Source organism: Micromonospora sp. WMMB482, from assembly GCF_019038635.1.
GTDB classification, from domain to species: Bacteria; Actinomycetota; Actinomycetes; order Mycobacteriales; family Micromonosporaceae; genus Micromonospora; species Micromonospora marina.
Genome location: NZ_JAHOPD010000020.1, coordinates 1,938,059 through 1,962,313 on the forward strand (window position 1 = coordinate 1,938,059; position 24,255 = coordinate 1,962,313).

The following is a 24,255-nucleotide window of genomic DNA, read 5'->3' on the forward strand; positions in this document are numbered from 1 at the left end:
TGCCGGCTCAGAACCCGGGCAGGCCGAGGCCGCCCATGCCGCCCGCGACCGGGCCCATCTTCTGCTCGGTCAGCTCGCGGGCCGCCTCGGCGGCGTTGTGCACGGCCGCGACCACCAGGTCCTCGAGCGTCTCCACGTCCTCCGGGTCGACCGCCTTCGGGTCGATCTTGATCGCCTTCAGCTCACCGGTACCGGCGACAGTAGCGGTGACCAGGCCGCCGCCGGCGGTGCCGGTCAGCTCCGCCTCGGCCAGCTCGGCCTGGGCCTTGGCGATCTGCTGCTGCATCTTCTGCGCCTGCTTCAGCATCTGCTGCATGTTCGGCTGTCCACCTGGGCGCACGGACCGCTCCTTCTTCCACTCGTCTGCTCGGCCGCGCCCAGCCTAGTCGGGCCACGGCACCGCTGATTCGCAGTCGGCGCGCGCTCAGCGCGCGTCCACCTCGTCGATCTTCTCCGCCCCGAACGTCTCGCGCAGCAGCTGCACCGCCTGCTCCTCGCTCGACTGCCGGGCCGTCCGCTCGTCGATCACGTCGTCCAGCGGCTCGTCGCCCGGATCGAACCCCTCGTAGGCGGACGCCGCCGCCGGCGCGCCCCCGCCCCGCACCGGGCCGTCGAAGTCCGGGTCGTAGGGCGGCTCGCCCGCCCACTCCGCATCGGCCGTCTTCCGCGCCGGCTGCGCCGCGCGCGGCCCCTTGCCGGGACCACCGCCCGCAGCGGCCGCCGCAGCCGCGGCACGCGCCGCCGCGATCGCGCTGTTCTTCGCCCCCGCCGGCCTCGGCCCAGGCGCCGGCGCCGCCGCAGGTGCGGCAGGCCTGGGTACGACGACAGGCGCAGTGGCGGTCGCCGTGCCCCCGCCCGGACGGGCGGCCGCCGGCCAGTCCTCCCCGTCGCCGGCGCTCGCGGCCGGGGCAGTGCCGGTCGCCGGTGCGGTGCCGGTCGCCGCGCCACCGGGCCGGGCCGGCTCTGGCCAGTCCTCCTCGCCGGCCTGATCGACCGCCGGGGTCGCCGCCGGCCGGTGCGAGGCGTCCGGCGAACCCGCACCACCCCGGCCCGCCGGTCCCCCGGCCCGGTCTCCCGCACCTCGGCTTCCGGTGGCCGGGTTGGCCGCGGCTCGGCTGCCCGCGGTGCCGCCCGAGCCGGTCGTCGACTGTCCCGGGGCGCCGCCGATCGCATCACGTCCGGCGACGCCGGAGTCCGGACGGCCCGGCCCGGCGTGGACCGAACCCGGGCGGCCCGGTCCGGTGTCGGAGCCGGGACGGTTCGGTCCCGCATCGGCTGCGGCCGAGCGGGAGGCGCCCGCGTGGACGTAATCGGGGGGCGTCTGCACGGTGCCGGCCGCACCGGAGGCAGGCCGCCCGTACCCGGCGTCAGCCGCGCCCGCGTCCGGGTGGACACGCCCCGCGTCGGCGACCGGACGGCCGTCAGCGGTGCCCGCCGTCCCGGAGTCCGGTCGACCGGGCGCGGTGTCGGCTGCCGGGCTGGCCGAGGCGCTGTCGGACGCGTTGCGGGCCGGTGCGGCGTCGGCCTGCGCACGGCCCGCTCCGGACGGGCGGGACGGGCCACCGAGTGAGGAACCGCCGCGCTCGCCCGCCACCTCGCAGCGGATCTGCCAGCGACCGCCCAGTTCCTCGTAGAGCGCGTCGGTCAGCACTGCGGCGTGGTCGGCCATCATCTTAGCCAGCACCGTCGACTTCACGGTCAGCACGAGCGTGTCGCCGTCCAGGTCGCGTACCACCGCGTCCCGCATCAGCGCGGCGATCCGCTTGTTGCTGCGGTTGACCTTGCCGACCACCTCGGGCCAGACCCGGCGCACCGCTACCGCGTCGAGCGCGCCGGGATTCGCCGCGCCGGGGCGGGGCGGCTCGGGCGCGGCCGGGTCGGGCATCACCGCGGACTGCGGTACCGGGCGCCGGGCGGGAACGTCAGAGGCGACAGCGGCCGGGCCGGAAGCGACCGGGTCGACGGTGGCCCGCTCGGGAGTGGCCGGGGCAGCGGGACCGGCCTCCGGGCCGCCTGCCGGCTCCGTCACGGCGGGAGCCGGTCGGGAACCGGGTGCGGCGTTCCGGGCACCCACCGCAGCGGCGGCGGCACGGGCGGCAGCCGCGCCGGTCGGGGCACCGGCAGCCGCCGGCGTGCCGGCGGAATCCGGGTGGACCGCGGCGGCAGCCGCGCCCGGGGCGGGAGCCGCCGGGCGTACCCCGGGGGTCTGGGTGGGGTGCGCGGCGTCGGCGGCGGCCGGCGGCACCTCGGCGCCCCCGAGCGTCAGCCGGCGCTCCATCCGCTCCAGGCGCTGGAGCAGGCCGGCGGAGGAGTCGTCCGCGCCGGGCAGGAGCATGCGCGCGCAGATCAGCTCCAGCAGCAGCCGGGGCGCGGTGGTGCCGCGCATCTCGACCAGGCCGTTGTGCACGATGTCGGCGCAGCGGGACAACGTGGCCGGGCCGAGGCGCTGGGCCTGGGCGGCCATCCGCTCGATCTGGTCGGCCGGGCCGTCGATGAGGCCCTTGGCGGCGGCGTCGGGCACCTGCTGCAGGACGATCAGGTCGCGGAGGCGTTCCAGCAGGTCGGAGGCGAAGCGGCGCGAGTCGTGCCCGGCTTCGGCGACCCGGTCGACGGTGGCATACGCGGCGGCGCCGTCACCGGCGGCGAGCGCGTCGCACATCTCGTCGATCAGCGCGGCGTCGGTGACACCGAGCAGCGCGGCGGCCCGGGCGTAGCCGACGCCCGCGGGGCCGGCGCCCGCGATGAGCTGGTCGAGTACGGAGAGGCTGTCGCGCATGCTGCCCCCGCCGGCGCGCACCACGAGCGGGAAGACCGCCGGGTCGACGGTGACGCCCTCGGCCTCGCAGAGCTGCTGCAGGTAGGGGCGGACCACCTTCGGCGGGAACAGCCGGAACGGGTAGTGGTGGGTCCGCGACTTGATCGTGCCGAGGACCTTCTCCGGTTCGGTGGTGGCGAAGATGAACTTGACGTACTCCGGCGGCTCCTCGACCAGCTTGAGCAGCGCGTTGAAGCCGGCCGACGAGACCATGTGCGCCTCGTCGATGATGTAGATCTTGAAGCGGCTGCGGGCCGGCGCGAAGAACGCCTTCTCGCGCAGCTCGCGGGCGTCGTCGACACCACCGTGGCTGGCCGCGTCGATCTCGATGACGTCGATCGATCCGCCGCCGTCGGGAGCCAGCCCGCGGCACGAGTCGCACTGCCCGCACGGCTCGGGGGTGGGGCCCTGCTCGCAGTTGAGGGAGCGGGCCAGGATCCGGGCGCTGGAGGTCTTGCCGCAGCCCCGCGGACCGGAGAAGAGGTAGGCGTGGTTGAGCCGGCCGCTGCGCAGCGCCTGGGACAGCGGCTCGGTGACCTGCTCCTGGCCGATCATCTCGGCGAACGTCCGCGGCCGGTACTTGCGGTAAAGGGCCAGTGCCACCCGTCCCGCCTCCTCTCGAGGAGAGCCATTCTGCGCCGGTCGGCCCCGGGTGACCACCCACCACCCCGTGACCCGACCCGCAGCGACGTTACCCGGCCCGGGAGACAGAAAGGCCTCCCGTGCACCCGGCAGAGCTCGCTTATCCTTGCTGCCTTCCGGCCCTGGGGAGGTTCACGAGGTACCGCCGCACGGGAGGTGACGCCAAGCCTACCCGACGGGTTGTGGATCTTCCGGGAGGGTGGGGTGGCCCACCGTCGGGAGACCTGTATCCTGGCTCGCGGAGGATTCGCCTAGAGGCCTAGGGCGCACGCTTGGAAAGCGTGTTGGGTTCACACCCTCACGAGTTCGAATCTCGTATCCTCCGCTCGCAGATGGCAGGGCCGGTACCCGCAGGGGGACCGGCCCTGAGTCGTTCTCCGCGGCACCCCTCACCGGTCGCCCAACTGGTCCCGCCGCCGCCTCAGGTACGCCGTCTCGGCGCTGTTCCCCGCCAGCTCGATCGCCCGGTCGTACGCCGCCCGCGCCTCCCCGCCCCGTCCCATCCGGCGCAGCAACTCGGCGCGCGTCGCGTGGTACGCGTGATAGCCGTCCAGCGGCAACCCGTCCACCTCGGCGAGCGCGACCTGCGGCCCGTCCAGCTCGGCGACCGCCACCGCCCGGTTGAGCCGAACGATCGGCGACGGGTCGACGCGTACCAGATGGTCGTAGAGCGCGGTGATCTGCGCCCAGTCGGTGTCCCGCGCGTCGCGGGCGTCGGTGTGGACGGCGTTGATCGCGGCGAGGATCTGGTAGCGGCCCGGCGGCCGGCCGGCGGCGATGCACGCCCGGACCAGGGCGTGCCCCTCGGCGATCAGCTCACGGTCCCAGGCGCCGCGGTCCTGCTCGGCGAGGACGACGAGTTCGCCCGTCGCGCAGACCCGGGCGGGCCGGCGGGCCTCGGTGAGCAGCATCAGTGCCAGGAGCCCGGTAGCCTCGTCGTCGTCGGGCAGCAGCGTACGGACCAGCCGGGTGAGCCGGATCGCCTCGGCGGTCAGGTCGGCACGCACCGCTTCCCTTGCCGGGCCGGAGGCGAGGTAGCCCTCGTTGAAGATCAGGTACAGGACGGCGAGCACGCCGCCGACCCGGGCCGGCAGGTCCTCACGCGACGGCACCCGGTACGGGATCCCGGCCGCCTTGATCTTCGTCTTGGCCCGGGTGATCCGCCTGCCCATGGCGGACTCCTGGACCAGGTACGCCCGCGCGATCTCCGGCACGGTGAGCCCGCCGACCAGGCGCAGCGTCAACGCCACCCGCGCCTCGATGGCCAGCGCCGGGTGGCAGCAGGTGAAGATCAGGCGCAGCCGGTCGTCGTCGATCACACCGAGCGGTTCCGGGACGTCGGCCAGCATCAGCGCCTCCCGGTGCTTGTCCTCCCGCCGGCTCTCGCGCCGGATCCGGTCGACGGCCCGCCGGTACGCGGTGGTGGTGAGCCACGCGCCGGGGTTCGGCGGTACGCCGTCGGCCGACCACCGTTCGACGGCGGCGGCTAACGCCTCGGCTGTCATCTCCTCGGCCACGTCGAGATCGCCGATGCGCCGGGCGAGCGTGGCGACCACCCGGGCCCACTCCTCGCGGTGAGCCCGGGTGAGCACCTCGCCGACGTCTGTCACGCGACCAGGAACGGCCGCAGCTCGACCCGCCTGTTGCACTGCTGCGACGCCAGCGCGGCGAGCGGGAGCGCCACGTCGAAGTCGGGTGCCTCGATGATCCAGAACCCGCCGACGTACTCCTTCGTCTCCAGGTAGGGCCCGTCGGTCAGCACCGGGCTGCCGTCCCGCGCGTCCACGACTGTCGCCGTCTCCGGTGCGGCCAGCCCACCGGCGAAGACCCAGTGGCCGTCGGCCCGCAACCGCTCGTTGAACTCACCGATCGCGGCCATCTCGGCCTCGGTGGCCGAGCCGGTCGTGTCGTCGAGTACGGAGATCAGGTACTGCGCCATCGGTCCCTCTTTCGCTCCTCGGCCGCCGGCCGGGCCGCCGTCACCCCGGCTACGAACGCCGCCGCCCCGTTCCGACAGCCTCCGACGAGGTCGATCACGCAATTCTCGTACGCGGCACGTCAGAGATGGGTGGCGCTGCCGCTGCCGACGGCGTGAGGACAGCCGACAATCGTCGGTATGGCCGACGAGCGTCCCCTGTACGAGCGAGATCCGGCAGCCTGGCAGGCCCACCTCGCCGAGGGCAACGCGCGGCAGCCCCGGAAGCGGGTGGGAGCCGACGTACTGCTGCGCAACGGTGACGGCGACATCCTGTTGGTGGATCCGCGCTACAAGCCGGACTGGGACCTGCCGGGCGGCATGGCGGAGGCAAACGAGCCGCCGCACCTGGCCGCCGAGCGGGAGGTACGCGAGGAGTTGAGTCTCGACCTGCGCGTCGGACCGCTGCTGGTGGTGGACTGGGTGGCACCGCACGGCCCGTGGGACGACAGCCTGATGTTCATCTTCGACGGCGGCGCACTGCCGCCCACCGAGCCGATGAAACCGGCTGACGGCGAACTGGCCGACGCCCGATTCGTTGCGCTCGATGATGCGCAGGCGCTGCTTCGCCCGTACGTTTGGCATCGGCTGCGTCACGCGGTGGCCGCGCTGAGCGACGGACGCCCGAGGTACCTGACCAACGGAACCACCTGAGACCGTCGTACACATGTTCCATCCACAGCCTGTGGACGCCGAGAGGACCGGATGAGTTACCAGCTCAGCGCCGTGGTCGCCGACGTCGAGCTGCTTCGCGAGCAGACCGCCGACCTGGATCACGCGGTGCTCGCCGCGCTCCGCCAGGACTTCGCGCTGCTGCCGGTCACCCCGCAACTGGTGCAGGAACTGACCGGTGGCCTGCCGGACTACGCCACCGACGAGCCGCACGCCGAGCGCCCGTTCCGGCTGGTGCTGTCGCCGCCGCTGGCGGAGGTGCTGGCCCGCTGGTCGAGGAGCGGCCCGGTGGCGTACCTGGAAGCGGAGTTCGCGGGCGGGCTGGGCCACCAGGCGGCGGTGGTCTGGCTGGGCGGCGAGGTGAGCTGGGGCCCGCGGTACGACGCCGCGCTGGACCGGCCGCGGACCGAGTGGCCGATCAACACGGCGCTGGCCCGGCTGGGCGCGGAGCCGGGCGCGTGGATCGACCCGTTCGCCGAGCTGGGCCTGCACCTGGAGCGCGACACGGACGGCTGGCTGGCGCACGGCCGGCGCGGACTGTCCGCCGACTACTGGGACGAGCTGGCCGACGAGTGGGAACTGCGCCAATCCGACCAGCACCAGCAACCTCATCGCCCTGGCCCCGTTGGTGACTGGGGGATTGCATGAAACTACGACAATTCGGCTTTATTGCCGCGATGCTTGCTGCCGCGTCCGCAGCCGGCAGCGGCGTTCATCCACAGTGGCCGGCCCGCCCGGTCGGCGCCGCCCAGGTGGTCAGCCTGGAGGGCCTGCGCAACGCGGAGTTCGGCGACACGGAGGCGGACCTGACCCGGCGCGGCGTGCTGCGCGCCGACGAGGAGGCATGCGGGCCCGCGCTCGTCGGGCACGGATCGGTCAGCCCGATCTTCGTCGACGACCGGCTCGTCCTGCTCTGGCTCGACGACCCGATGAGCACGCCCGAGGGCATCAGCGCGGGCACGCCGGTCGGCGAGGTTCGCGCCGCGTACCCCGGCGCCGTCGACCTGCCGGCACCGCCCGGCAGTCACCGCTTCGCCGGGCTGCTCGCCCGCGACGGCGACCGCGCGTACCTGTTCCTGCACGACGGGGTCACCGTCCGCGAGATCATCGCCGGGTACGCGGACTGGGCCCGCCGCCTCTTCGACGAGGGCTACGGCCCCTGCTGACCCGACCCGCCGGAACTCCGGTGTGACCGATACGGCGACTCGACCGGTCCCTTAGAGAGGACGTCATCGGACACCGGGAGCGAGTTGTGGACCAGAAACTGCATGTGCTCTTCGAGCGGGCACTCGGGATGGAACCCGCACCCCCAGCCGGGGAGCTGGCCCGGGAGGCGATAGCCGGGGGCGCCGCGCTGCGACGCAGACGCCGGCTGGTCACGGGAGGCGCGGGGGCCTGTCTCGTCACCATCGCCGCCGTCCTGGTCGCCCTGAACCTGACGCCGGCATCGAGGGAACCGGTGCCGCCGGCGGTGGCGGCCGGTGCGCTGATGCCCTCCGCCGACGCCACCTGTGCGCGGCAGTGGGGTGACGAGCCGGTCGACATCCGTGTCTTCCTGCGGCAGGAGATCACCGACCAGCAGCGACTCGACCTGCGCGACGCGCTCCGGTCGGATCCGCTCGTGCGGAGCGTGACGTTCCAGAGCCGGGACGAGGCGTACGCCAGATTCAAGGAGATGTACCGGAACAGCCCGGATCTGGTCCACGCGGTCAAACCGGAGCAGATGCCCGAGTCCTTCCAGGTCGCGTTGACGAGGGCGAAGGACTTCTCCGAACTCATGGCGAACTTCCACGACCGGGACGGCGTCGATCAGATCCTGGGCAATCCGTGCCCGGCGAGCTCGGACTCCGGGGAGGGTGAGTGACCAGCGGGCAGGTCGACGTACGCGCAACGCCGTCCGCCGAACGCCCGGCCGGACCGCTGGCCCGGTGGAGCGCCGCCCGTCGCCGCGAGCGCAGCACCCGGGACGAGGACTTCAGCGCATTCGTCGCGGTGACCGCGCCCCGGCTGAGACGTACCGCCTACCTCATGTGCCGGGACTGGCACCTCGCCCAGGATCTGACCCAGATCACGTTCACCCGGATGTACGCCTCATGGGCCCGGATCCGGCATGCCGCGAACCTCGACGCGTACAGCCGCCGGGTACTCATGAACGCCGTCTTCGACCAGCGGAGCCGACGCAGCGGCACCGAGGTGGTCTGCGCCGACCTGCCCGAGCGACCGGAACCGGCGGCGACGACTGACCTGCACGTCGCGTTGATGACCGCACTGGCGACGCTGCCGATCCGGGACCAGGCGATCGTGGTGCTGCGGCACTGGGAGGACCAGAGCGTCGCCACCGTCGCCAAGATCCTCGGCATCTCCGTGTCCGCGGTGAAGATGCGGGACGCCCGGGCGTTGAGCCGGATCCGCGCGCTGCTCGGCGAGGACTTCACCGGGAATTGACCCGGAATGCGGAACGCCCGGTGCGATCCTCGCGGATCGACCGGGCGTTCTCGCTGTTCACGAGCGGTGGCGGCGGGATTTGAACCCGCGGAGGGCGTAAACCCTCACACGTTTTCGAGGTCTGCGACCAGCCGTCCGGGCCAGTCCAACGTTAAGCATGACCAGCGGCTCGCCTGTCCGTCGGACCGCCACGGACGGCCGCGTACGGCAGCGAATGAGACCACAGTTAAGACCGCTCATCAGCCGGACGACCGAGTGGTCGAACGTCGCGTCCCGCCGACTTTGCGCCGCCCACTGCCCTCACGGAACACCTCAACGCCCCCCAAGTGAGACGAGTCATCACCGGGCCAACAACGCGATCAAGCAGCCGACAATGACGACCGCCCCGTAGAAGGGCGCGACCGACCATGAAAGCCAAACGTTCCGATCTGGGAACCATCGACTCACGCGTAGTCGAATCTCTTGTAGACGCGTGGCTGCCGGGGGAATGGGATCATCCGCGTGCGACGGGTCGAGCGAGAATAGTGGGATATCTTTCGTCCCGCGTGCGACGGCGTCATAGAGTCGCCTGTACGCCTTTTCTTGGCGCAAGTAGTTTGCATCAAGGAAACCGAATAAAAGCACCGCCCCAACGCCCAGAATAGCGACGGAGCTGTCCTTCTTGGTTAAAGAATAGCCGTAAGTTGCGGTCACTACCGGAAGTAGCCAACCCTTCGCGGCCGAGGAGGCCGATGACATCCGCGTCACGACAGCTTGGATATAGTCCAAGTGCTTCCGTCGGTCATCGGGGTCCACGCTGGTCTTCTCGGGAGGGTGGGTCACTCCCTGCTCACTTCCCGGCACTCATTACGGATCCGTTCCCAAACTTCATCTTTCTGCGTTTCCGAGTAGCTGGTCTCAGGAGGCCAAATACGCCCTAGTTGATCGTTCGCCCACCTAGGAACGATGTGGACGTGTAGGTGGAACACGGATTGCGTGGCCGCAGCCCCATTGGATTGGATTACGTTCAAGCCCTCTGGCTCGGTCGCACGCCTTATCGCGCGCGATAACCCTAGGGTCGCTCTTGCCAGATGAGAAGCCATTTCCGCGTCTAGCGACCAGATGTCAGGGATATGCTGGCGCGGAATCACGAGTGTGTGACCCAGTGTCGCGGGTTCCAGCGGAAAGAATGCAACTACGTGCTCGTTGCGGTAGATCTCTCGGGTATCAGGGTTCCGTCGCTGGACAATCTCGCAGAACGGGCAGCCGGCGTCGGATCTCATCGCGAGCGGATTACCCCCTGCCCCGACCACCACTCTATGTTAATGGCCAGGTTCTTGTAGGTGGTTTGAGAATCGATGCCGCCACGCCAGTCCGTTGCTGTGGGGTCAAAAAGAGGAACGCTTCCTTCGATATCTGCCTCTTCAAACGGGTTTGCGCCCGACCTGTCGGTCGTGCCGAACGAGGACAGCCCGTGGATGCGGATGCCTAGCAACGGCTTCTTGTCATTCCATGCCTTTTCAATCTCGTAGATAACCCACGGCCGGGAAGCGGTCTCCTGTCCGACTAGCACGATGACCGCCTTCTTGTACGCCATCTGGCCATGAATCCAATCCTGAATAGCGCTAGCGCCCTTCCGCCTAACCTCTTCCCACCGTTGAGCGTTCAGAAGTGGTTGGCCTTCCAGGGCGTTGATGTTCCGCACGAGCTGCACCCGATGAACGTCGCGTTCGTAATGGAAGCTGTAGAAGACCGACTTAGCCATGGTTTCCTTTCTCTTCGGTCGACCACTAAGGTCGACCGTGTTGCCTAGTTGCCTGATCTTCGTAGCACGAGGGTGGGACAGTGGCGACGGCTCACCTCTGTCCGCATACCGACTCTGCTGCAGCGAGGTGCATTCGTGGCGTCTAAAGCGTATCGAAACAGTCATTTCGGCGCAATACTTGGGTGCCCCTCGCGCCCCTCTCGACTGGATGCTGAGATGGGGCAGTTGGCTGAATCAGTCCAAGCGAGGATGGTGCAAATGGGTTGGAAGGTCGAGAATCCGGACTCAAGTGGCCGCGAATACGATATCTGCCTGTCCTTCGCCGGAGAGCAGCGTCCCTATGTTTCGGAGGTGGCGGGGGAGCTATCGCGACTGGGAATACGGGTTTTCTATGATGAGGACGAGAAAGCTAGGCTGTGGGGCAAAGATCTGTATGAGCACCTCTCGTGGATCTACCGGAAGTCGGCGAAGTACTGCATCTTATTCGCGTCCAATGAGTATGCGGAGAAGGTATGGACTACCCACGAGAGACGAGCTGCGCAAGCACGCGCAATGAGTGAAAGCCAGGAGTATATCCTTCCCGTCATTTTTGACGACAGCGAAGTGCCTGGCCTGCTGCCCTCGGTTGGCTTTCTGGACGCTCGAAAAACAACGGCGCGCGAAGTTGCTAATTTGGCAGCCAAGAAGCTCGGACCAATAGTCAGAAAAAATTACCTGCCGCCAAATCCGGACCTTCTCTTCAAGACGCTTAAGCTCAAGTCAGAAGGGGATCAAAATAGGTGTGTTCGAGTCGCCGAGGCACTGTTGGGCAGCTTGAAGCGTGCGACTGTCGATGAGCGTCGCCTGGTTGGATACGTCTTTACTATGGCGTGTCCGGAAGGCAGCTTGACCAACCCGCATGTTAATCTGGACCTCATGCGACGTGATATCGGAATTCCAGGACCCGAGATCACAAGCGCCATCTCTGGCATGTTCTCCCTCGGCTTCTTCGCCCAGTTAAAGCGTCATTCATTCGAGGGCGGCGGGGAGGAGGCCCTTTACCTTGAATGGCACGACATGAGTATGTACAAGAATGCGAAGCTTGCTACCTTCGCGACGAGGTCGTCTACCAAGGTGGCCGCCGGGATGTTCCAGACAGCGCTGGGACACTACTGTGAGGACCATCTGGTATCAATTATTGATCGGCTCGACTTTTCGGCACTCTCGTCCGCTCATGTACATAGGCATTAACAGTCCTACATAAGATTCCATGGACCGCGACCTGACTGCGTTAGGTGACTTAAATGGGTGTGCAGTGGCCGGGCGAAAAGTCCGGCCACTGCCCTATATCAGCGCTTGCGCTAGCTCGCCCATGCTCGTTATTACAACGTCCGCCATGGCTAATTGGAAAGCTTCTACCTTCATCGGTCGGTTCGCATAGCCAATCGCTCGCACCCCACTGGCTCGCGCCCCCTCGATATCCGAGAGGGAATCGCCAATAAGTACGCAGCGCTCCGGTGACATCCCCAAGACACTAACAGCTTGCAAAATCGGCTCCGGACTGGGTTTCATGCGGGCGGGATCGGCGTATGGCCGGCCAGCGCTGGACGGTCAAGACCTGGCTGACTCACTGGGTGGAGAACATCGCCGGGTCCGGCCGTGCGAGAGAACACCCTCGCCAGCTACCGGGTTGCCGTCTACCGGCACCTCATTCCCGGCCTCGGTGCCCACCGGATCGAGCGCCTGGAGCCCGAGCACCTGGAGCGCTTCCCGCCGGATGCAAGAGACCGGCAGCGCCCCAGCGACCGCCCACCAGGCGCATCGAACGATCCGGACGGCGCTCAACGAGGCGGTACGCCGGGGGCACCTGGCCAAGAACCCGGCCACCCTCGCCAAGGCACCACGCCTACCGGAAAGCGAGATCGAGCCGTACACGGTCGCCGAGGTACAGCGGCTCATGGCCACCACCCGTGGCCGGCGCAACAGCGCGCGGTGGGCGGTCGCGCTCGCCCTCGGACTGCGCCAAGGGGAAGCGCTCGGCCTGCGCTGGTCGGACGTCGACCTCGACGCCGGAACCCTGATCGTCCGGCGCGGCCGACAGCGTCCGAGGTGGGAGCACGGGTGCCGCTCACCGTGCGGACGGAAACACGGCGGGCACTGCCCGGATCGCCGCCAGGTCCGCGCAGACACCGCCGAGACAAAATCCCGAGCCGGACGACGCAGCATCGGGCTACCTGACGAACTGGTGGCGTTACTCCGCCAGCACCGCGACGAGCAGACGGAGGAGCGTGAAATCGCCGCCCAGCTCTGGGAGGACGACGACTGGCTGTTCGCTACGCCGACGGGCGGAGCGGTCAACCCACGCACCGACTACGACGAGTGGAAGCGGCTTCTCCGGCTCGCCGGACTACGGGACGGCCGGTTGCACGATGCCCGGCACACGGCGGCGACGGTGCTGTTGATTCTCGGCGTGGCCGAACGCGCGGTGATGGGGATCATGGGCTGGTCAAACTCGGCGATGGCGGCTCGCTACCAGCATCTGACCACGCAGGTGCGGCGCGACATTGCCCGGCAGGTCGGCGGCCTGCTCTGGAGCAGCAGCACCACAAACGCCGAGAGGGTTACACGAGACTCAGGCTGAAGCGGCTGATGACGGCGCACCCGATGCAGCTCGCATCGGGTGCGCCTAGCACGAACCACATCTAGTCTTCAATGGCAAGTGTCGATATAACGACAATCGTCGACCTTCCCAACCCCTTCGCTCTCGCCATAACGTGGCGGCCATGCAGGCGGGGGTATCAAATGAGCAAGAATGGGCCGACGTCGTCAACGACGAATCTACGGCCTGGCAGCCAGACCACGTTCGCAGCTTAATTATTGACGCAGAGGAAAAGCTCCATCTGCAAGAAATCTGGCGCAGAGTCGGGCTGGCCTGGATCTTCCTCGGCAACCTCGCTCTTATCGCCTTCGCCGCAGTCGCAACCCTGAAGCTGTCCGATCAGATTTCCCGATTCGCCATTCCTCTCTACGTTGCGGCGGGCGTCTCCCTTCTGGGTTCGCCAGCGCTTGCCTACTTGCAGTACAAGCGCACACGCTCTACCCGCATCATCATCAAGAAGCTGCACGTCGTTCGCCGAAGGACTCAGGCAGAGTCAGAGACCGGAAGCGGCGGCGCCCAGGACTCCGCCCTGCCTGCACAGAAGCGGTATAGAGATGACGTCCCCGATCTGATCTCTCAGTTCAGGGAGGATGCAGGCCGAACCCGCAGAGTGCACAACCGCTTCCAAAGCATCATCATCGTCGGTTCGGTGATCACCTCGGCCATTGCTACGGCATCCGTCTCCTTCGTCCAGGCAAGGTGGCTTACCGTTGGGGCTAGCGCGGCAGTCGGTCTCGCCGCCGGCTTCACTGGCTACTTCAAATACCACGAGCGCAGCTTCAATTCGCAGCAGACGGCTGATGCCATTGAGCGGGAATACGAAGCGGTTGAACTTCGGGTGGGGAAGTATGCCAACCTGAAGGAGCCTGAGGCATACGCACTCTTCGCCGACACGGTCGAGCGCCTACGCGACGAACAGAACAAGCGGCAGCAGCAGCTCGACCAGCCGGTCGAGGTGACACGCGAGGAGTGAGTCACGCTGTCGTGATCTTGTGCCACGCGGCCCCGCAGGGGCAACCGAGACCAGAACTGAGACCACAAGCGGAACGCCCGGTCGATCCTCGCGGATCGACCGGGCGTTCTCGCTGTTCACGAGCGGTGGCGGCGGGATTTGAACCCGCGGAGGGCGTAAACCCTCACACGCTTTCGAGGCGTGCTCCTTAGGCCACTCGGACACGCCACCGCCGACGAGGGTACAGGACCGCCGGCTTGGACGCCGAACCGGTATCCCTCGGCCCGGCCTGGCAGGATCTTTGCCATGAGTACGCACATCGGCGCTGAGCCGGGAGAGATCGCCGAGCGGGTCCTGATGCCGGGCGACCCGCTGCGGGCCAAGTGGATCGCGGAGACCTACCTGGAGGGGGCCCGCTGCTACACGACGGTGCGCGGCATGCTGGGCTTCACCGGGAAGTGGAACGGTGTCGACGTGTCCGTCCAGGGCTCCGGCATGGGCATGCCGTCCGCTTCGATCTACGCCCACGAGCTGGTAAACGAGTACGGCGTGAAGTCGCTGATCCGGGTCGGCTCCTGCGGCGCCCTGACCGAGGATCTGCAGCTGCGGGACGTGGTGGCGGCGATCGGGTCGTCCACCGACTCGAACATGAACCGGATGCGCTTCGACGGGCTGATCGACTACGCCCCGGTGGCTGACTTCGGGCTGCTGCGTACCTCGGTCGAGGTGGCCGAGCGGCGCGGCGTCAGCATGCGGGTGGGGCCGATCCTGGCGGCGGACGCGTTCTACACGGACCGGCCGGACCTGTACGACACGCTCGCCGACTACGGCGTGCTGGCGGTGGAGATGGAGTCGGCGGCGCTGTACACGATCGCGGCGCGCTTCAAGGCCCGCGCGCTGACCATCCTGACCGTCAGCGACCACATCAAGACCGGCGAGAAGACCACGTCGCAGGAGCGCGAGCAGACGTTCGGCCAGATGGTCGAGATCGCGCTGGACACCATCATCGCCTGACCCTGATCGATTCCGGACCGCCCTGTCACCGCTCGGTGACGGGGCGGCCACGCGTTACCCGGGTCACAGAAATAAATACGACCGGTCGTGCTTGTTTCCCCTACGCTGACCGCATGACCTCCGACGGCCGCGTCGCCCGCGGCGACCGCACCCGCACCGCGGTGCTGGACACCGCCGTGGCGCTGGCCACCGAGGTCGGCCTGCACGGCCTCTCCCTGGCGCAGCTCGCCGACCGGCTGGAGGTGAGCAAGTCCGGCCTCTTCGCGCACTGGCGCTCCAAGGAGGCGCTGCAACTCGCCACCGTCGACCGGGCCGTGGCGCAGTGGCAGGAGCGGATCGTCGCCCCCGCCCTGGAGGCGCCCCGGGGCGTACGGCGGCTGCGCGCGCTGCACGAGGCCCGGATCGACTTCTACGCCGCCCGGGTGCTTCCCGGCGGCTGCTTCTTCGCCAACACCGAGTTCGAGTACAACGCCCGTCCCGGCCCGGTCCGGGACCGGCTCGCCGAGGCGTTCACCAGCTGGACCGCGCTGCTGGAACGCCTCGTGCAGGAGGCGGTCGACCTCGGCGAACTCCCCGCCGACCTGGACGTGCCGCTGCTCGCGTACGAGATCGACGCGCTGGGGATCAGCGCGGTGATGCGGTCCCGCCTGCTCGACCCGGACGCCACCTACCGGCATGCCCGCCAGGGCCTGCTGAACCGGTTGCGGGCGCTCTGCCCGGATCCGGCCCTGCTATCGGAAGGCCAGTCATGAGTCACGCCACAGCCGACCGGCCGGTCGCCGAGTTCGGGCACGTCGAGCACGTGCCGGTGCACTTCGACGACCTGGACGCCATGGGCATCCTGCACAACGCCCGCTACGCGGTGCTGCTGGAACGCGCGCTGACGCCGTACTGGGCGGAGCGCGGAGTCGCCTTCCGCGGCGACGTGCACGCCACGCCCGACGTGTTCCACGCGGTCCGCGAGTTCACCATCAGCTACCGGGCCCCGGTCATCGGCGTCGGCACGGTGGCCGTGCACTTCTGGCTGGAGCACTTCGGCACCAGCAGCGCCCACTACGCCTTCGAGTTCCGCTCGACCGACGGCGCGACCGTGCACGCCACCGGCACCCGGTCCATCGTCCGGCTGGACCCGGCCACCCTGCGCCCGACCGCGTGGACCGAGGTCGCCCGAGGGGTGGCCGCGACGCTGCTCCGCCCCGCACCGGCCGGCACCTGAGACAAGACCAGGACCGCTCAGCGGAAGAAGGCGCGCAGCAGCGCCGCGCTCTCGCGTTCCAGCACGCCGCCGTACACCTCGGGGCGGTGCGTGACGCGGCGGTCGCGCAGCACGTCCCAGAGCGACCCGACGGCGCCGGTCTTCGGTTCCCAGGCGCCGAACACCACAGTCGAGACGCGGGCCAGCGCGATCGCCCCGGCGCACATGGTGCACGGTTCCAGCGTCACCACCAGCGTGCAGTCGTCCAGCCGCCACCGGCCCAGCCGCTGCGCGGCCCGGCGCAACGCCAGCACCTCCGCGTGCGCGGTCGGGTCACCGGTCAGCTCCCGCTCGTTGCGGCCGATCGCCAGTTCGGTGCCGCCGGGGCCGTAGAGCACCGCGCCGACCGGCACGTCGTCGGCGTCGGAGGTCGCATCGTCCGGGCCGGTAACCGCGACCTCCAGGGCCCGGCGCATCCACAGCTCGTGCCGCTGCCGGCGGCCCACCGCTCCCGGGTCGGCGAGCGCCTCGTCCGCGCCCGGACCGGCGCGCCCGGCCCGGCCGGGCGTGGGCTGCCCCGGGCGTACGGTCTCCAGCGCCGGATCGGTCGCGTCGGCCGGTTCGGCGGCGCCGGGCGTCAGGGACTCCCCGGGCTCAGACCTCACGCAGCTCCTCGACCTCGTCCGCGCAGCCGAGCACCTGGCAGATCTCGGCGGTCACGTCGGCCGGCATGGAGCCCTCGTGCGCGCACAGCGCCAGCAGCTTCTGCGCCGGGATGCCCAGGTCGGCGAGGAGGTCCGCGTCGCCGACCGGGTCGGCCTCCGGGTCCACCGCGGGCTGCTCCGTGTCGTCGTCGCCGGAGGCGCGGGGCTCGTCGACCTCCTCCAGGCCGGTCACCGAGGTCTTCAGGTCGCCGACGAGCAGCGCGCCCAGCCGGGACTCCTCCGCGTACGCCGAGTCCGAGCCGAAGACCCGCAGGTCCTCCCCCTCGTCCAGGCGCAGGACGACCAGGTACGTGTCGTCGGCCTCGACGAACAGCAGCGAGAGGTCGGCGTCCGGCTCGACGTCGCGCAGCCGGTCGGCCACCTCCTCGATGTCGGTGACGCCCCGCAGGCTCACCTCACCGGCGGTCCAGCCGCCGTCGACGCGCGCCACGGCAGCAGCGAAGTACGACACGGTCCCCCCAAATCAGCCTCGGCAGCACGCCGACACGTCACGCGATGCACGTTAACCGGTCGGGTCGGCAGGCGAGCGGTCAACGCCCCGTACGGACCGGCCGTTCCTTGAGAGAAAACCCGTCAGCCGACGACGCGCCGGCGGGTGGCGATGAGTTGGCGCAGCCGCTCGGTGCGGGCCCGCTGCGGCCGCTGGCGCTGCTGTACCGCACGTGCACCGGCCAACTCGGCGAGGAGTTGCAGGCGACGGCGGCTCCGATCGGGGTCGAGCCGCGGCGGTGTGGTCCAGGCCATACCGCGAGCGTGGACCGTCCTCAGGCGTACGTCAAGGTGGCCTTCGCTACGCAGCGAAACCGGCACCGAAGGTCACCAGAGTGGCCAGTCCCCCGTCTGCGCCCACCGGGTCGCGACGACGGCGGCGGCGATGCTCCAGCCACCCGCGGTGACGATCGCCACGCCCGTCGCCACCCCCCGGTCGCCGTGGCGGACCAGCACCGCGGCGGCCAGCCAGGCCAGGCCGCCGGCCAGCAGCGTCCACCAGGCGTAACCGGCCACGCTGCCGCCGACCAGCCCGAACAGCAGCAACCAGGCGAACGCGACCAGCGCGCCGACCGCGACGCCCGCGCCGGTGACCGGGTACGGCTCGCGGTAGCTGGGCCGCGTCGACGTGCTCGACGGAAACAGCCCCGAGGGCGTACGCGGTGGCGGGAACGCCCCCGGACCGGTCCCCTCGGGTCCAACGTGCCACCCGTGCGTCACCGCCGCCCCCTTTCCCGGACCGTCCGTCCCGCGTTCGGCATTCGTCCCTACGGTAGTGGTCTGTAAGGATGACCGGATGCGCTCGCCATCGATCGGACGCCGCACGCTGCCGGCGTACCCGGTCCTGCTGCTCGTCGCGGCGCTCGCCGCCGGGTGCGGCGCCCCCACCGGGCGCGCCGACAGGTGGCAGGAACCGAGCCCGCCGGCGAGCGCCGAGCAGCCCGCCGATCCGGCGAGCCCGGCCCCGCCGACCGTTTCCCCGCTGTCGCAGGCCCGCACCGACGTGAAGCGGGTCTTCCCGGTACGGTCCGGCGACGTCGCCTACCACCCCACGCACAGCGGCTACCCGGGCACCGACCTGTTCGCCGACTGCGGGGAACCGGTGGTGGCGGTCACCGACGGCGTGGTGCTTGAGGTGAGCCGCGTCGACCGGTTCGACAAGCGCGGGCCGCTGGGCCCGGACAACGGCGGGCTCTCCGTCTCGCTGCTCGGCGACGACGGGGTGCGCTACTACGGCTCGCACCTGAGCGCGATCACCGCCGGTGTCGACGCCGGGGTGCGGGTGCGCGCCGGGCAGCAGCTGGGCAAGCTGGGCCGTACCGGCAACGCGAACAACGTCTGCCACCTGCACTTCGGCCTCTCCCCGAAGTGCACCGGCGCCGACGACTGGTGGATCCGCCGGGGCGTGGTCTGGCCGGCGCCGTACCTGGACTCCTGGCGCAAGGGCGGCAACCGCTCGCCGGTCGCCGAGGTCACCGCCTGGCAGCGCAAGCACGGCTGCCCGGCCGCGCCCGGCCGGTCCACCCACAGCGGCTGACCGACTCGCGCTGCGGGGACACGCGGCGGACGGCGGATGCGCGTAGGTTCCAGGGCATGAGTGCCCGGGATCCCCTCGCCGACCTGCGCCGGATCGCGTTCCTGCTGGAACGGGCGAACGAGGCCACGTACCGGGTCCGGGCGTTCCGGTCGGCCGCGAAGACGCTCGGCGCGCTGCCCGCGGCCGAGGTGGCCGAGCGGGCCCGCACCGGCAAGCTGACCGAGCTGTCCGGTGTCGGTGACGTCACCGCCCGCTGCGTGGCCGAGTCGCTGGCCGGCGAGGAACCGATCTACCTGCGCCGGCTGCTGGCCACCGAGGGCACCGACCTGGACGAGGCGGCGGCGAAGCTGCGGGACGCGCTGCGCGGCGACTGCCACACCCACTCGGACTGGTCCGACGGCGGCTCACCGATCGAGGAGATGGCGCTGGCGGCGGTCGAGCTGGGCCACGAGTACCTGGTGCTCACCGACCACTCGCCGCGGCTGACTGTGGCCCGGGGCCTGACCGCGGAGCGGCTGCGCAAGCAGCTCGACCATGTCGCCGCCGTCAACGAGGCGCTGCCGAAGGGCTTCCGGATCCTCACCGGCATCGAGGTCGACATCCTTGCCGACGGCTCGCTCGACCAGGACGAGAAGCTGCTGGCCCGCCTGGACGTGGTGGTCGGCTCGGTGCACAGCGGCCTGAACGATGACCGGGCGAAGATGACCCGCCGGATGCTGACCGCGATCGCGAACCCGCACCTGGACATCCTCGGGCACTGCACCGGGCGGATGGTCTCCTCCCGGCCCGCCGGGGTGACCGGGCCCGGTGACCGGGGGCACCGGGCGCGTACCCGCAAGGAGAGCGAGTTCGACGCGGACGCCGTCTTCGCGGCCTGCGCCGAGCACGACGTGGCCGTCGAGATCAACTCCCGGCCGGAGCGGCAGGACCCGCCGAAGCGGCTGATCCGCCTCGCGTTGGAGGCCGGGTGCCGGTTCGCGATCGACACCGACGCGCACGCGCCGGGACAGCTCGACTGGCAGCGTTTCGGCTGCGATCGGGCGGCGCTGTGCGGCGTACCGGCGAAGCGGGTGGTGAACACCTGGACGGCCGACCGCCTGGTGAAGTGGACGGCCGGCCGTCGCTGACGGTCAGCCCCGGGTGGCCGGTTCGGCCATGCGGACGCTGGGCGTCACCGCCTCCGGTCGTGGACGGCGCCGCCCGAACAGGCCCTGGGCGACCGCGACGCCGACGAGCACCACGAGCGCGCCCACCGGCTGGTGCCAGTTCATCCGCTCGCCGAGCACCACCGCGCCGACGAGCACCGCGAACACCGGGATCAGGTACGTCACTGTGGAAGCCGTGCTCGCCCCGGCCAGCCGGATGTTGCGCATGTTGATCACGAAGGCGAGCCCGGTGCCGAGCGCGCCGAGCGCCAGCACGCTCGCCGCCACGCGCGGCGAGAGGCCGGCCGGCGACGGCGGCGTACCGGCGAACGGCGCGACGAGCGCGAGCTGCGCGGTCGCCACCAGCAACTGGGCCGCCGACAGCGACAGACCGGAGTACGCGCTGCCCGCGACGAACTTCTTCTGGTACGGAATCGCCAGCCCGTAGCAGGCCGCCGCACCGAAGCACATGAGCTGGCCGACGAAGTGGGCGCCGCCCACGCCCTCCCAGACGCCGAGCACCACGAGCACGCCGACGAAGCCCAGCCCCAGCCCGACCGCGCGCCGGGCGGTCAGCCGCTCGGTGCGGAACACCAGCACCGCCAGGGGCAGCACGATCAGCGGCGTGGTGGCGTTCCAGATGCCGGCGAGCATCGACTCGACCCGCTGCTCGCCGTAGCCGAACAGCGTGAACGGCACCGCGACGCCGAACCCGGCCACCACGAACATGTGCGCCCACACCCGCAGGTCGCGGGGCAGCCGGTCGCGCAGCACCGCCAGCACCACGAGCAGCGTCAGCGCGCCGGTGGCCACCCGGTAGAGAGTGAGGTGCACCGGGTGCAGCTCGGCCACGCCGACCTTGATGAACAGGAAGCTGGAACCCCAGATGGCGGCGAGTGCGACGAACCCGGGCAGCCAGCTGCGTACCGGGGCGCGGTCAGGAGTGATCTCGACGGTCACCCCTGACACTCTGCCCCAGGGGTACGACGAAGTCGCGCGGTATACCGGATGCGGGGTCACGTAGGGTTCGCCTCGTGGGACGAATCGATGACCTCGCCAACCGGTACGTGGCCGAGTGGGCCCCGCTGAGCCCGACCGGCGCCACCTACGTCGGCATCGCCGGCTACGACGACCAGCTCGACGACCTGTCGCCCGAGGGTTACGCGGCCCGCGCCGAACTCGCCCGCCGCACGCTCGGCGAACTCGACGTGACCGAGCCGGAGACCGAGGCGGAGCGGACCGCCCAGGAGGCCATGCAGGAGCGCCTCGGCCTGGAGCTGGCCCGCTACGACGCGGGCGAGACCGGCAGCGAGGTCAACGTGATCTCCAGCGGGCTGCACGAGATCCGGATGGTCTTCGACCTCATGCCGACCGACGGCGAGCAGGCCCGGGCGAACGTGGCCGCCCGGCTCAACCGCTTCGCGTCCGCGCTGGACAGCTACAAGCGCACGCTGCGCGAGGCCGCCGCCGCCGGACGGGTCAGCTCGCGGGTGCAGCTCGTCGAGGTCGCCAAGCAGTGCGACGTGTGGGTCGACCCGGAGGGCGACAACTTCTTCCACGGGCTGGTCGAGCGGATCGACGCCGACGGCGCGCTCGGCGCGGAGCTGCGCAAGGGCGCCGCCGCCGCGACCGCCGCCACCGCGGAGTTCGGGCAGTTCCTGCGCACCGAGCTGGCGCCGGCGGGCCGGGAGAAGCAGGCCGCCGGGCGGGAGCGCTACGAACTGGCCTCGCAGTACTTCCTCGGCGCGACTGTCGATCTGGACGAGACGTACGCCTGGGGTTTCGCCGAGCTGGCTCGCCTGGAGGCCGAGATGCGGGCGGTGGCCGCGCGGATCGCCGGGCGCGGCGCCTCGATCGACGACGCGGTACGGGCCCTCGACGCCGACCCGGCGCGGACGGTACGCGGCAAGGAGGCGTTCCGGGACTGGATGCAGGCGCTCGCCGACAAGGCGGTCACCGAGCTGAACGGCACCCACTTCGACATCCCCGAGCAGGTACGCCGGATCGAGTGCTGCCTCGCGCCGACGAGCGACGGCGCGATCTACTACACCGGCCCGAGCGAGGACTTCTCCCGGCCGGGACGGATGTGGTGGGCGGTGCCGCAGGGCATCACCGACTTCTCCACCTGGCGCGAGGTGACCACCGTCTACCACGAGGGCGTGCCGGGTCACCACCTCCAGGTCGCCCAGACCGCCGTCCGGGCCGACCTGCTCAACCGCTGGCAGCGGCTGCTGTGCTGGGTCTCCGGGCACGGCGAGGGCTGGGCGCTCTACTCGGAGCGGCTGATGGACGAGCTGGGCTACCTCGACGACCCCGGTGACCGGCTCGGCATGCTCGACGGGCAGGCGCTGCGCGCGGCGCGGGTCGTCGTGGACATCGGCATGCACCTGGAGCTGGAGATCCCGAAGGACAACCCGTTCGGCTTCCACCCGGGCGAGCGGTGGACGCCGGAGCTGGGCTGGGAGTTCATGCGGGCGCACTGCCGGGTGCCGGACGAGAACCTGCGCTTCGAGCTGAACCGCTACCTGGGCTGGCCGGGGCAGGCGCCGTCGTACAAGGTGGGCGAGCGGATCTGGTTGCAGGCCCGGGAGGACGCGAAGGCCCGCAAGGGCGCCGACTTCGACCTCAAGGAGTTCCACCGCCAGGCGCTCGACCTGGGTTCGCTGGGGCTCGACCCGCTGCGCAAGGCGCTGGCCCGGCTCTGAGCCGGTGCCGGGTGCCGGCGGTGAGTCCCGCCGGCACCCGCCCGGTCAGGCGCCGAGCGTCAGCCGCAGCGTCGGACGGCCGGTGAGCGTGTCGCTGGTGACGTACGCCAGGTCGATGACCGGGTCGGTGAACGTCACCGGGATGGGCAGCGTGACCGGCAGGCCGTCCGGGAACGGCAGGTCCGGGGTCAGCGTCAGCTTGATGCCGGCGAGCCTGCCGACGAACCGGGTGCAGTAGAACGCGACGTCGTCGCGAACCGTCAGGCGGTCCGTCGCGTACCGCTGGGTGCGGCCCCGGGGACCGTCGGCGACCAGCAGGAAGTCATCGGTCACCGCCTCCTTCATGCTGAACTTCAGCACCTTGAGCGAGCCCTGCTCGGTCTGGAGGTCGGTGATTCCCTCGAACCGCAGCCCGGTCATGGTCACCTTGGAGCCGGTGAGCTTCGACGGCTGCCGGCCCACCTTGGGCAGGCTCGGGTCGGCGGCGATACGCGGCAGGGGCCTGCCCGGTTCGACAGTGCCGGGCTTCGCCGGTTCCTCCTTGCCCGGCTTGCCCGGTGCCGGGCAGTCGGTCGAGCCGGGACGGGTCGTCGGCTTGCTGGTCGGGGCCGCCGGCCCGCTCGCGGTCGGTGTGGGCGAGGGCGTCGTGCTCTTGCCGCCGCCGCCCCTGAACAGGTTGCCGATCCCGTCGAAGAAGTCGGTGATGATGTTGCCCTCCCGCGTCGGGCTCGCGCTCGGCGTCGGGGTGGGCGTCCCGGTGGGTGCGCTCGTGCCGGGCTTCGGCGTGGCGGGCTTCGGCGTGGCGGGCTTCGACGGGCAGGCGCTCGCGGTGGGCCTGCCCGGGGCTGCGTGCACGGCCCTCGGCGCTACGGCCAGACCGGCGGTGGCGAGGCCGAGCACCAGAAGGACGATGCCGAAGGCACGCGGGTCCGCCGAACGGCCCGCCCACTCCGGGGCCCCGTCATCGGATCCGGCCGCCTGCCCGTCGGCGGGTTCCGTAGCGGCCGGCCGGGCGGTGAGCAACTGGTCGACACCTACCTGCTCGGCGTCGTGCCGGTCCGCGTCGGCGTCCCGGGCATCCACTGTGGTGTCACGCTCGTCGTCCGCCTGGGTGTCTCCCTCGTCAGCGGCGGGACCGGCCGGACGGGTCGGCACCCAGGCGAACGCGAGCGCGCTGCCGACGATGCCGAGCAGCAGGCCGACGAAGAAGCCGCCGAGGTTGAGCCCGATCAGGGAGTAGACGGCGGTGATCGCCGCGACGATCGAGTAGAACAGCCGCTGCGCCGGGCTGAGCCAGAGCAGCACCCCGCAGGTCACCAGGATGCCGGGGATCAGCAGGGCGAGCAGGCCGGTGGCACCGCTGCTGAAACTCAGGCCGTTGAGGGTCAACCGGGTGGACGCGAGCATCTCCACCCCGGCCAGGATGATGAACAGGCCGCCCCAGAACGGCCGGCTCCGCTGCCACTGGCGGAAGGTCCGCCATGCCCGGGCCGCGGTGCCGAGCCGGGCGTGGGACGGTTCGACGGTTGTCACGTACTCCTCCTGGCGGAGCGGGGACGGGG

At 70.4% G+C, this 24,255-nt stretch carries 24 protein-coding genes, 2 tRNA genes, 1 other RNA gene and 3 pseudogenes; 15 read left to right on the forward strand and 15 right to left on the reverse strand.

Translation table 11 applies throughout. The annotated features are described in order from the left end of the window. Window positions 1–7 precede the first annotated feature (7 nt). From KSK32_RS10005 to ffs, 3 genes are all read right to left on the reverse strand, one after another. Window positions 8–316, reverse strand: coding sequence for a YbaB/EbfC family nucleoid-associated protein (locus KSK32_RS10005; RefSeq protein ID WP_018786541.1), 309 nt, complete (start codon window positions 314–316; stop codon window positions 8–10). Between the two features lie 108 nt (window positions 317–424). Beyond that, on the reverse strand, window positions 425–3,418 hold the full coding sequence (locus KSK32_RS10010; protein ID WP_216930660.1) for a DNA polymerase III subunit gamma and tau: 2,994 nt from the start codon (window positions 3,416–3,418) through the stop codon (window positions 425–427). Window positions 3,419–3,526: 108 nt separating this feature from the next. Then, window positions 3,527–3,616: signal recognition particle sRNA small type (gene ffs / locus KSK32_RS10015), an RNA gene on the reverse strand. 81 nt (window positions 3,617–3,697) lie between these two features. Between ffs and KSK32_RS10020 the strand changes: the two genes are divergently transcribed. Continuing rightward, a tRNA-Ser gene (locus KSK32_RS10020) sits at window positions 3,698–3,782 on the forward strand. Between the two features lie 64 nt (window positions 3,783–3,846). Here the strand turns inward: KSK32_RS10020 and KSK32_RS10025 are convergent. Further along, window positions 3,847–5,067: an RNA polymerase sigma factor gene (locus tag KSK32_RS10025; protein WP_216930662.1), complete on the reverse strand. Its 1,221-nt coding sequence runs from the start codon at window positions 5,065–5,067 to the stop codon at window positions 3,847–3,849. Continuing rightward, a complete protein-coding gene (locus tag KSK32_RS10030; protein WP_216930664.1) occupies window positions 5,064–5,396 on the reverse strand; it encodes a YciI family protein in 333 nt (110 codons plus the stop codon). The genes KSK32_RS10025 and KSK32_RS10030 overlap by 4 nt, the downstream gene beginning before the upstream one ends. A 177-nt stretch (window positions 5,397–5,573) precedes the next feature. Here KSK32_RS10030 and KSK32_RS10035 point away from each other — a divergent pair, with 177 nt between their 5' ends. From KSK32_RS10035 to KSK32_RS10055, 5 genes are all read left to right on the forward strand, one after another. After that, window positions 5,574–6,086, forward strand: a complete 513-nt coding sequence (locus KSK32_RS10035; RefSeq protein ID WP_216930666.1) for an NUDIX hydrolase — start codon at window positions 5,574–5,576, stop codon at window positions 6,084–6,086. A 51-nt stretch (window positions 6,087–6,137) separates the two neighbouring features. Further along, window positions 6,138–6,752, forward strand: a complete 615-nt coding sequence (locus KSK32_RS10040; RefSeq protein ID WP_216930668.1) for a hypothetical protein — start codon at window positions 6,138–6,140, stop codon at window positions 6,750–6,752. After that, window positions 6,749–7,270, forward strand: coding sequence for a hypothetical protein (locus KSK32_RS10045; RefSeq protein ID WP_216930669.1), 522 nt, complete (start codon window positions 6,749–6,751; stop codon window positions 7,268–7,270). The genes KSK32_RS10040 and KSK32_RS10045 overlap by 4 nt, the downstream gene beginning before the upstream one ends. Window positions 7,271–7,356: 86 nt before the next feature. Further along, on the forward strand, window positions 7,357–7,968 hold the full coding sequence (locus tag KSK32_RS34525) for a permease-like cell division protein FtsX (RefSeq protein ID WP_216930677.1): 612 nt from the start codon (window positions 7,357–7,359) through the stop codon (window positions 7,966–7,968). Further along, window positions 7,965–8,549, forward strand: coding sequence for a SigE family RNA polymerase sigma factor (locus KSK32_RS10055; protein WP_289256128.1), 585 nt, complete (start codon window positions 7,965–7,967; stop codon window positions 8,547–8,549). The genes KSK32_RS34525 and KSK32_RS10055 overlap by 4 nt, the downstream gene beginning before the upstream one ends. An 818-nt stretch (window positions 8,550–9,367) precedes the next feature. On the opposite strand, the gene KSK32_RS34920 is transcribed toward KSK32_RS10055, so the two are convergent. Both KSK32_RS34920 and KSK32_RS10065 read right to left on the reverse strand, forming a co-directional pair. After that, the gene (locus KSK32_RS34920) at window positions 9,368–9,811 is read right to left on the reverse strand and encodes an HIT domain-containing protein (RefSeq protein ID WP_216930679.1); all 444 of its coding nucleotides are present in this window, start codon (window positions 9,809–9,811) and stop codon (window positions 9,368–9,370) included. After that, on the reverse strand, window positions 9,808–10,293 hold the full coding sequence (locus tag KSK32_RS10065; protein ID WP_216930681.1) for a TIR domain-containing protein: 486 nt from the start codon (window positions 10,291–10,293) through the stop codon (window positions 9,808–9,810). The genes KSK32_RS34920 and KSK32_RS10065 overlap by 4 nt, the downstream gene beginning before the upstream one ends. Window positions 10,294–10,551: 258 nt before the next feature. On the opposite strand from KSK32_RS10065, the gene KSK32_RS10070 reads away from it, so the two are divergent. Next, on the forward strand, window positions 10,552–11,523 hold the full coding sequence (locus KSK32_RS10070) for a toll/interleukin-1 receptor domain-containing protein (protein ID WP_216930683.1): 972 nt from the start codon (window positions 10,552–10,554) through the stop codon (window positions 11,521–11,523). A 93-nt stretch (window positions 11,524–11,616) separates the two neighbouring features. Here the strand turns inward: KSK32_RS10070 and KSK32_RS10075 are convergent. Continuing rightward, window positions 11,617–11,871: pseudogene (locus KSK32_RS10075) on the reverse strand (HAD family hydrolase); the annotation flags it as partial. On the opposite strand from KSK32_RS10075, the pseudogene KSK32_RS10080 reads away from it, so the two are divergent. Together KSK32_RS10080 and KSK32_RS33290 are read left to right on the forward strand one after the other, a co-directional pair. Next, a pseudogene (locus KSK32_RS10080) lies at window positions 11,862–12,913 on the forward strand (tyrosine-type recombinase/integrase). The pseudogenes KSK32_RS10075 and KSK32_RS10080 sit on opposite strands and share 10 nt — an antisense overlap. Window positions 12,914–13,055: 142 nt before the next feature. Then, window positions 13,056–13,904, forward strand: a complete 849-nt coding sequence (locus KSK32_RS33290; protein ID WP_254186999.1) for a DUF4231 domain-containing protein — start codon at window positions 13,056–13,058, stop codon at window positions 13,902–13,904. A 123-nt stretch (window positions 13,905–14,027) separates the two neighbouring features. Here KSK32_RS33290 and KSK32_RS10090 read toward each other — a convergent pair. Next, window positions 14,028–14,114: transfer RNA gene (locus KSK32_RS10090), tRNA-Ser, on the reverse strand. A gap of 75 nt (window positions 14,115–14,189) precedes the next feature. Between KSK32_RS10090 and deoD the strand changes: the two genes are divergently transcribed. The 3 genes from deoD to KSK32_RS10105 all read left to right on the forward strand — a co-directional run bounded on the left by deoD (window position 14,190) and on the right by KSK32_RS10105 (window position 16,113). Then, the gene (gene deoD / locus KSK32_RS10095; protein ID WP_216930686.1) at window positions 14,190–14,897 is read left to right on the forward strand and encodes a purine-nucleoside phosphorylase; all 708 of its coding nucleotides are present in this window, start codon (window positions 14,190–14,192) and stop codon (window positions 14,895–14,897) included. A gap of 113 nt (window positions 14,898–15,010) precedes the next feature. Then, window positions 15,011–15,649: a TetR/AcrR family transcriptional regulator gene (locus KSK32_RS10100; RefSeq protein WP_216930689.1), complete on the forward strand. Its 639-nt coding sequence runs from the start codon at window positions 15,011–15,013 to the stop codon at window positions 15,647–15,649. Continuing rightward, the gene (locus tag KSK32_RS10105; protein ID WP_216930691.1) at window positions 15,646–16,113 is read left to right on the forward strand and encodes a thioesterase family protein; all 468 of its coding nucleotides are present in this window, start codon (window positions 15,646–15,648) and stop codon (window positions 16,111–16,113) included. The genes KSK32_RS10100 and KSK32_RS10105 overlap by 4 nt, the downstream gene beginning before the upstream one ends. Before the next feature lie 17 nt (window positions 16,114–16,130). Here the strand turns inward: KSK32_RS10105 and KSK32_RS10110 are convergent, their stop codons facing one another. The 4 genes from KSK32_RS10110 to KSK32_RS10125 form a co-directional block, all read right to left on the reverse strand. Continuing rightward, window positions 16,131–16,598, reverse strand: coding sequence for a nucleoside deaminase (locus tag KSK32_RS10110; RefSeq protein WP_353939634.1), 468 nt, complete (start codon window positions 16,596–16,598; stop codon window positions 16,131–16,133). Between the two features lie 148 nt (window positions 16,599–16,746). After that, window positions 16,747–17,268, reverse strand: coding sequence for a tRNA adenosine deaminase-associated protein (locus KSK32_RS10115; RefSeq protein ID WP_216930693.1), 522 nt, complete (start codon window positions 17,266–17,268; stop codon window positions 16,747–16,749). Window positions 17,269–17,390: 122 nt separating this feature from the next. Then, the gene (locus tag KSK32_RS10120; protein ID WP_018786529.1) at window positions 17,391–17,561 is read right to left on the reverse strand and encodes a hypothetical protein; all 171 of its coding nucleotides are present in this window, start codon (window positions 17,559–17,561) and stop codon (window positions 17,391–17,393) included. A 72-nt stretch (window positions 17,562–17,633) separates the two neighbouring features. After that, window positions 17,634–18,026, reverse strand: a complete 393-nt coding sequence (locus KSK32_RS10125; protein ID WP_374226702.1) for a hypothetical protein — start codon at window positions 18,024–18,026, stop codon at window positions 17,634–17,636. 76 nt (window positions 18,027–18,102) lie between these two features. Between KSK32_RS10125 and KSK32_RS10130 the strand changes: the two genes are divergently transcribed. Both KSK32_RS10130 and KSK32_RS10135 read left to right on the forward strand, forming a co-directional pair. Then, window positions 18,103–18,843 carry a M23 family metallopeptidase gene (locus KSK32_RS10130; RefSeq protein WP_216930695.1) on the forward strand — a complete coding sequence of 247 codons (741 nt, stop codon included), beginning with the start codon at window positions 18,103–18,105 and terminating at the stop codon, window positions 18,841–18,843. Between the two features lie 56 nt (window positions 18,844–18,899). Further along, window positions 18,900–19,970: a PHP domain-containing protein gene (locus tag KSK32_RS10135; RefSeq protein ID WP_216930697.1), complete on the forward strand. Its 1,071-nt coding sequence runs from the start codon at window positions 18,900–18,902 to the stop codon at window positions 19,968–19,970. On the opposite strand, the pseudogene KSK32_RS10140 reads toward KSK32_RS10135, so the two are convergent. Then, window positions 19,853–20,948, reverse strand: a pseudogene (locus KSK32_RS10140) (DMT family transporter); the annotation flags it as partial. The gene KSK32_RS10135 and the pseudogene KSK32_RS10140 sit on opposite strands and share 118 nt — an antisense overlap. Before the next feature lie 74 nt (window positions 20,949–21,022). On the opposite strand from KSK32_RS10140, the gene KSK32_RS10145 reads away from it, so the two are divergent. Next, window positions 21,023–22,693: a DUF885 domain-containing protein gene (locus tag KSK32_RS10145; RefSeq protein ID WP_216930700.1), complete on the forward strand. Its 1,671-nt coding sequence runs from the start codon at window positions 21,023–21,025 to the stop codon at window positions 22,691–22,693. A gap of 45 nt (window positions 22,694–22,738) precedes the next feature. On the opposite strand, the gene KSK32_RS10150 is transcribed toward KSK32_RS10145, so the two are convergent. Further along, window positions 22,739–24,226, reverse strand: coding sequence for a DUF6114 domain-containing protein (locus KSK32_RS10150; RefSeq protein ID WP_216930702.1), 1,488 nt, complete (start codon window positions 24,224–24,226; stop codon window positions 22,739–22,741). Window positions 24,227–24,255: the final 29 nt, after the last annotated feature.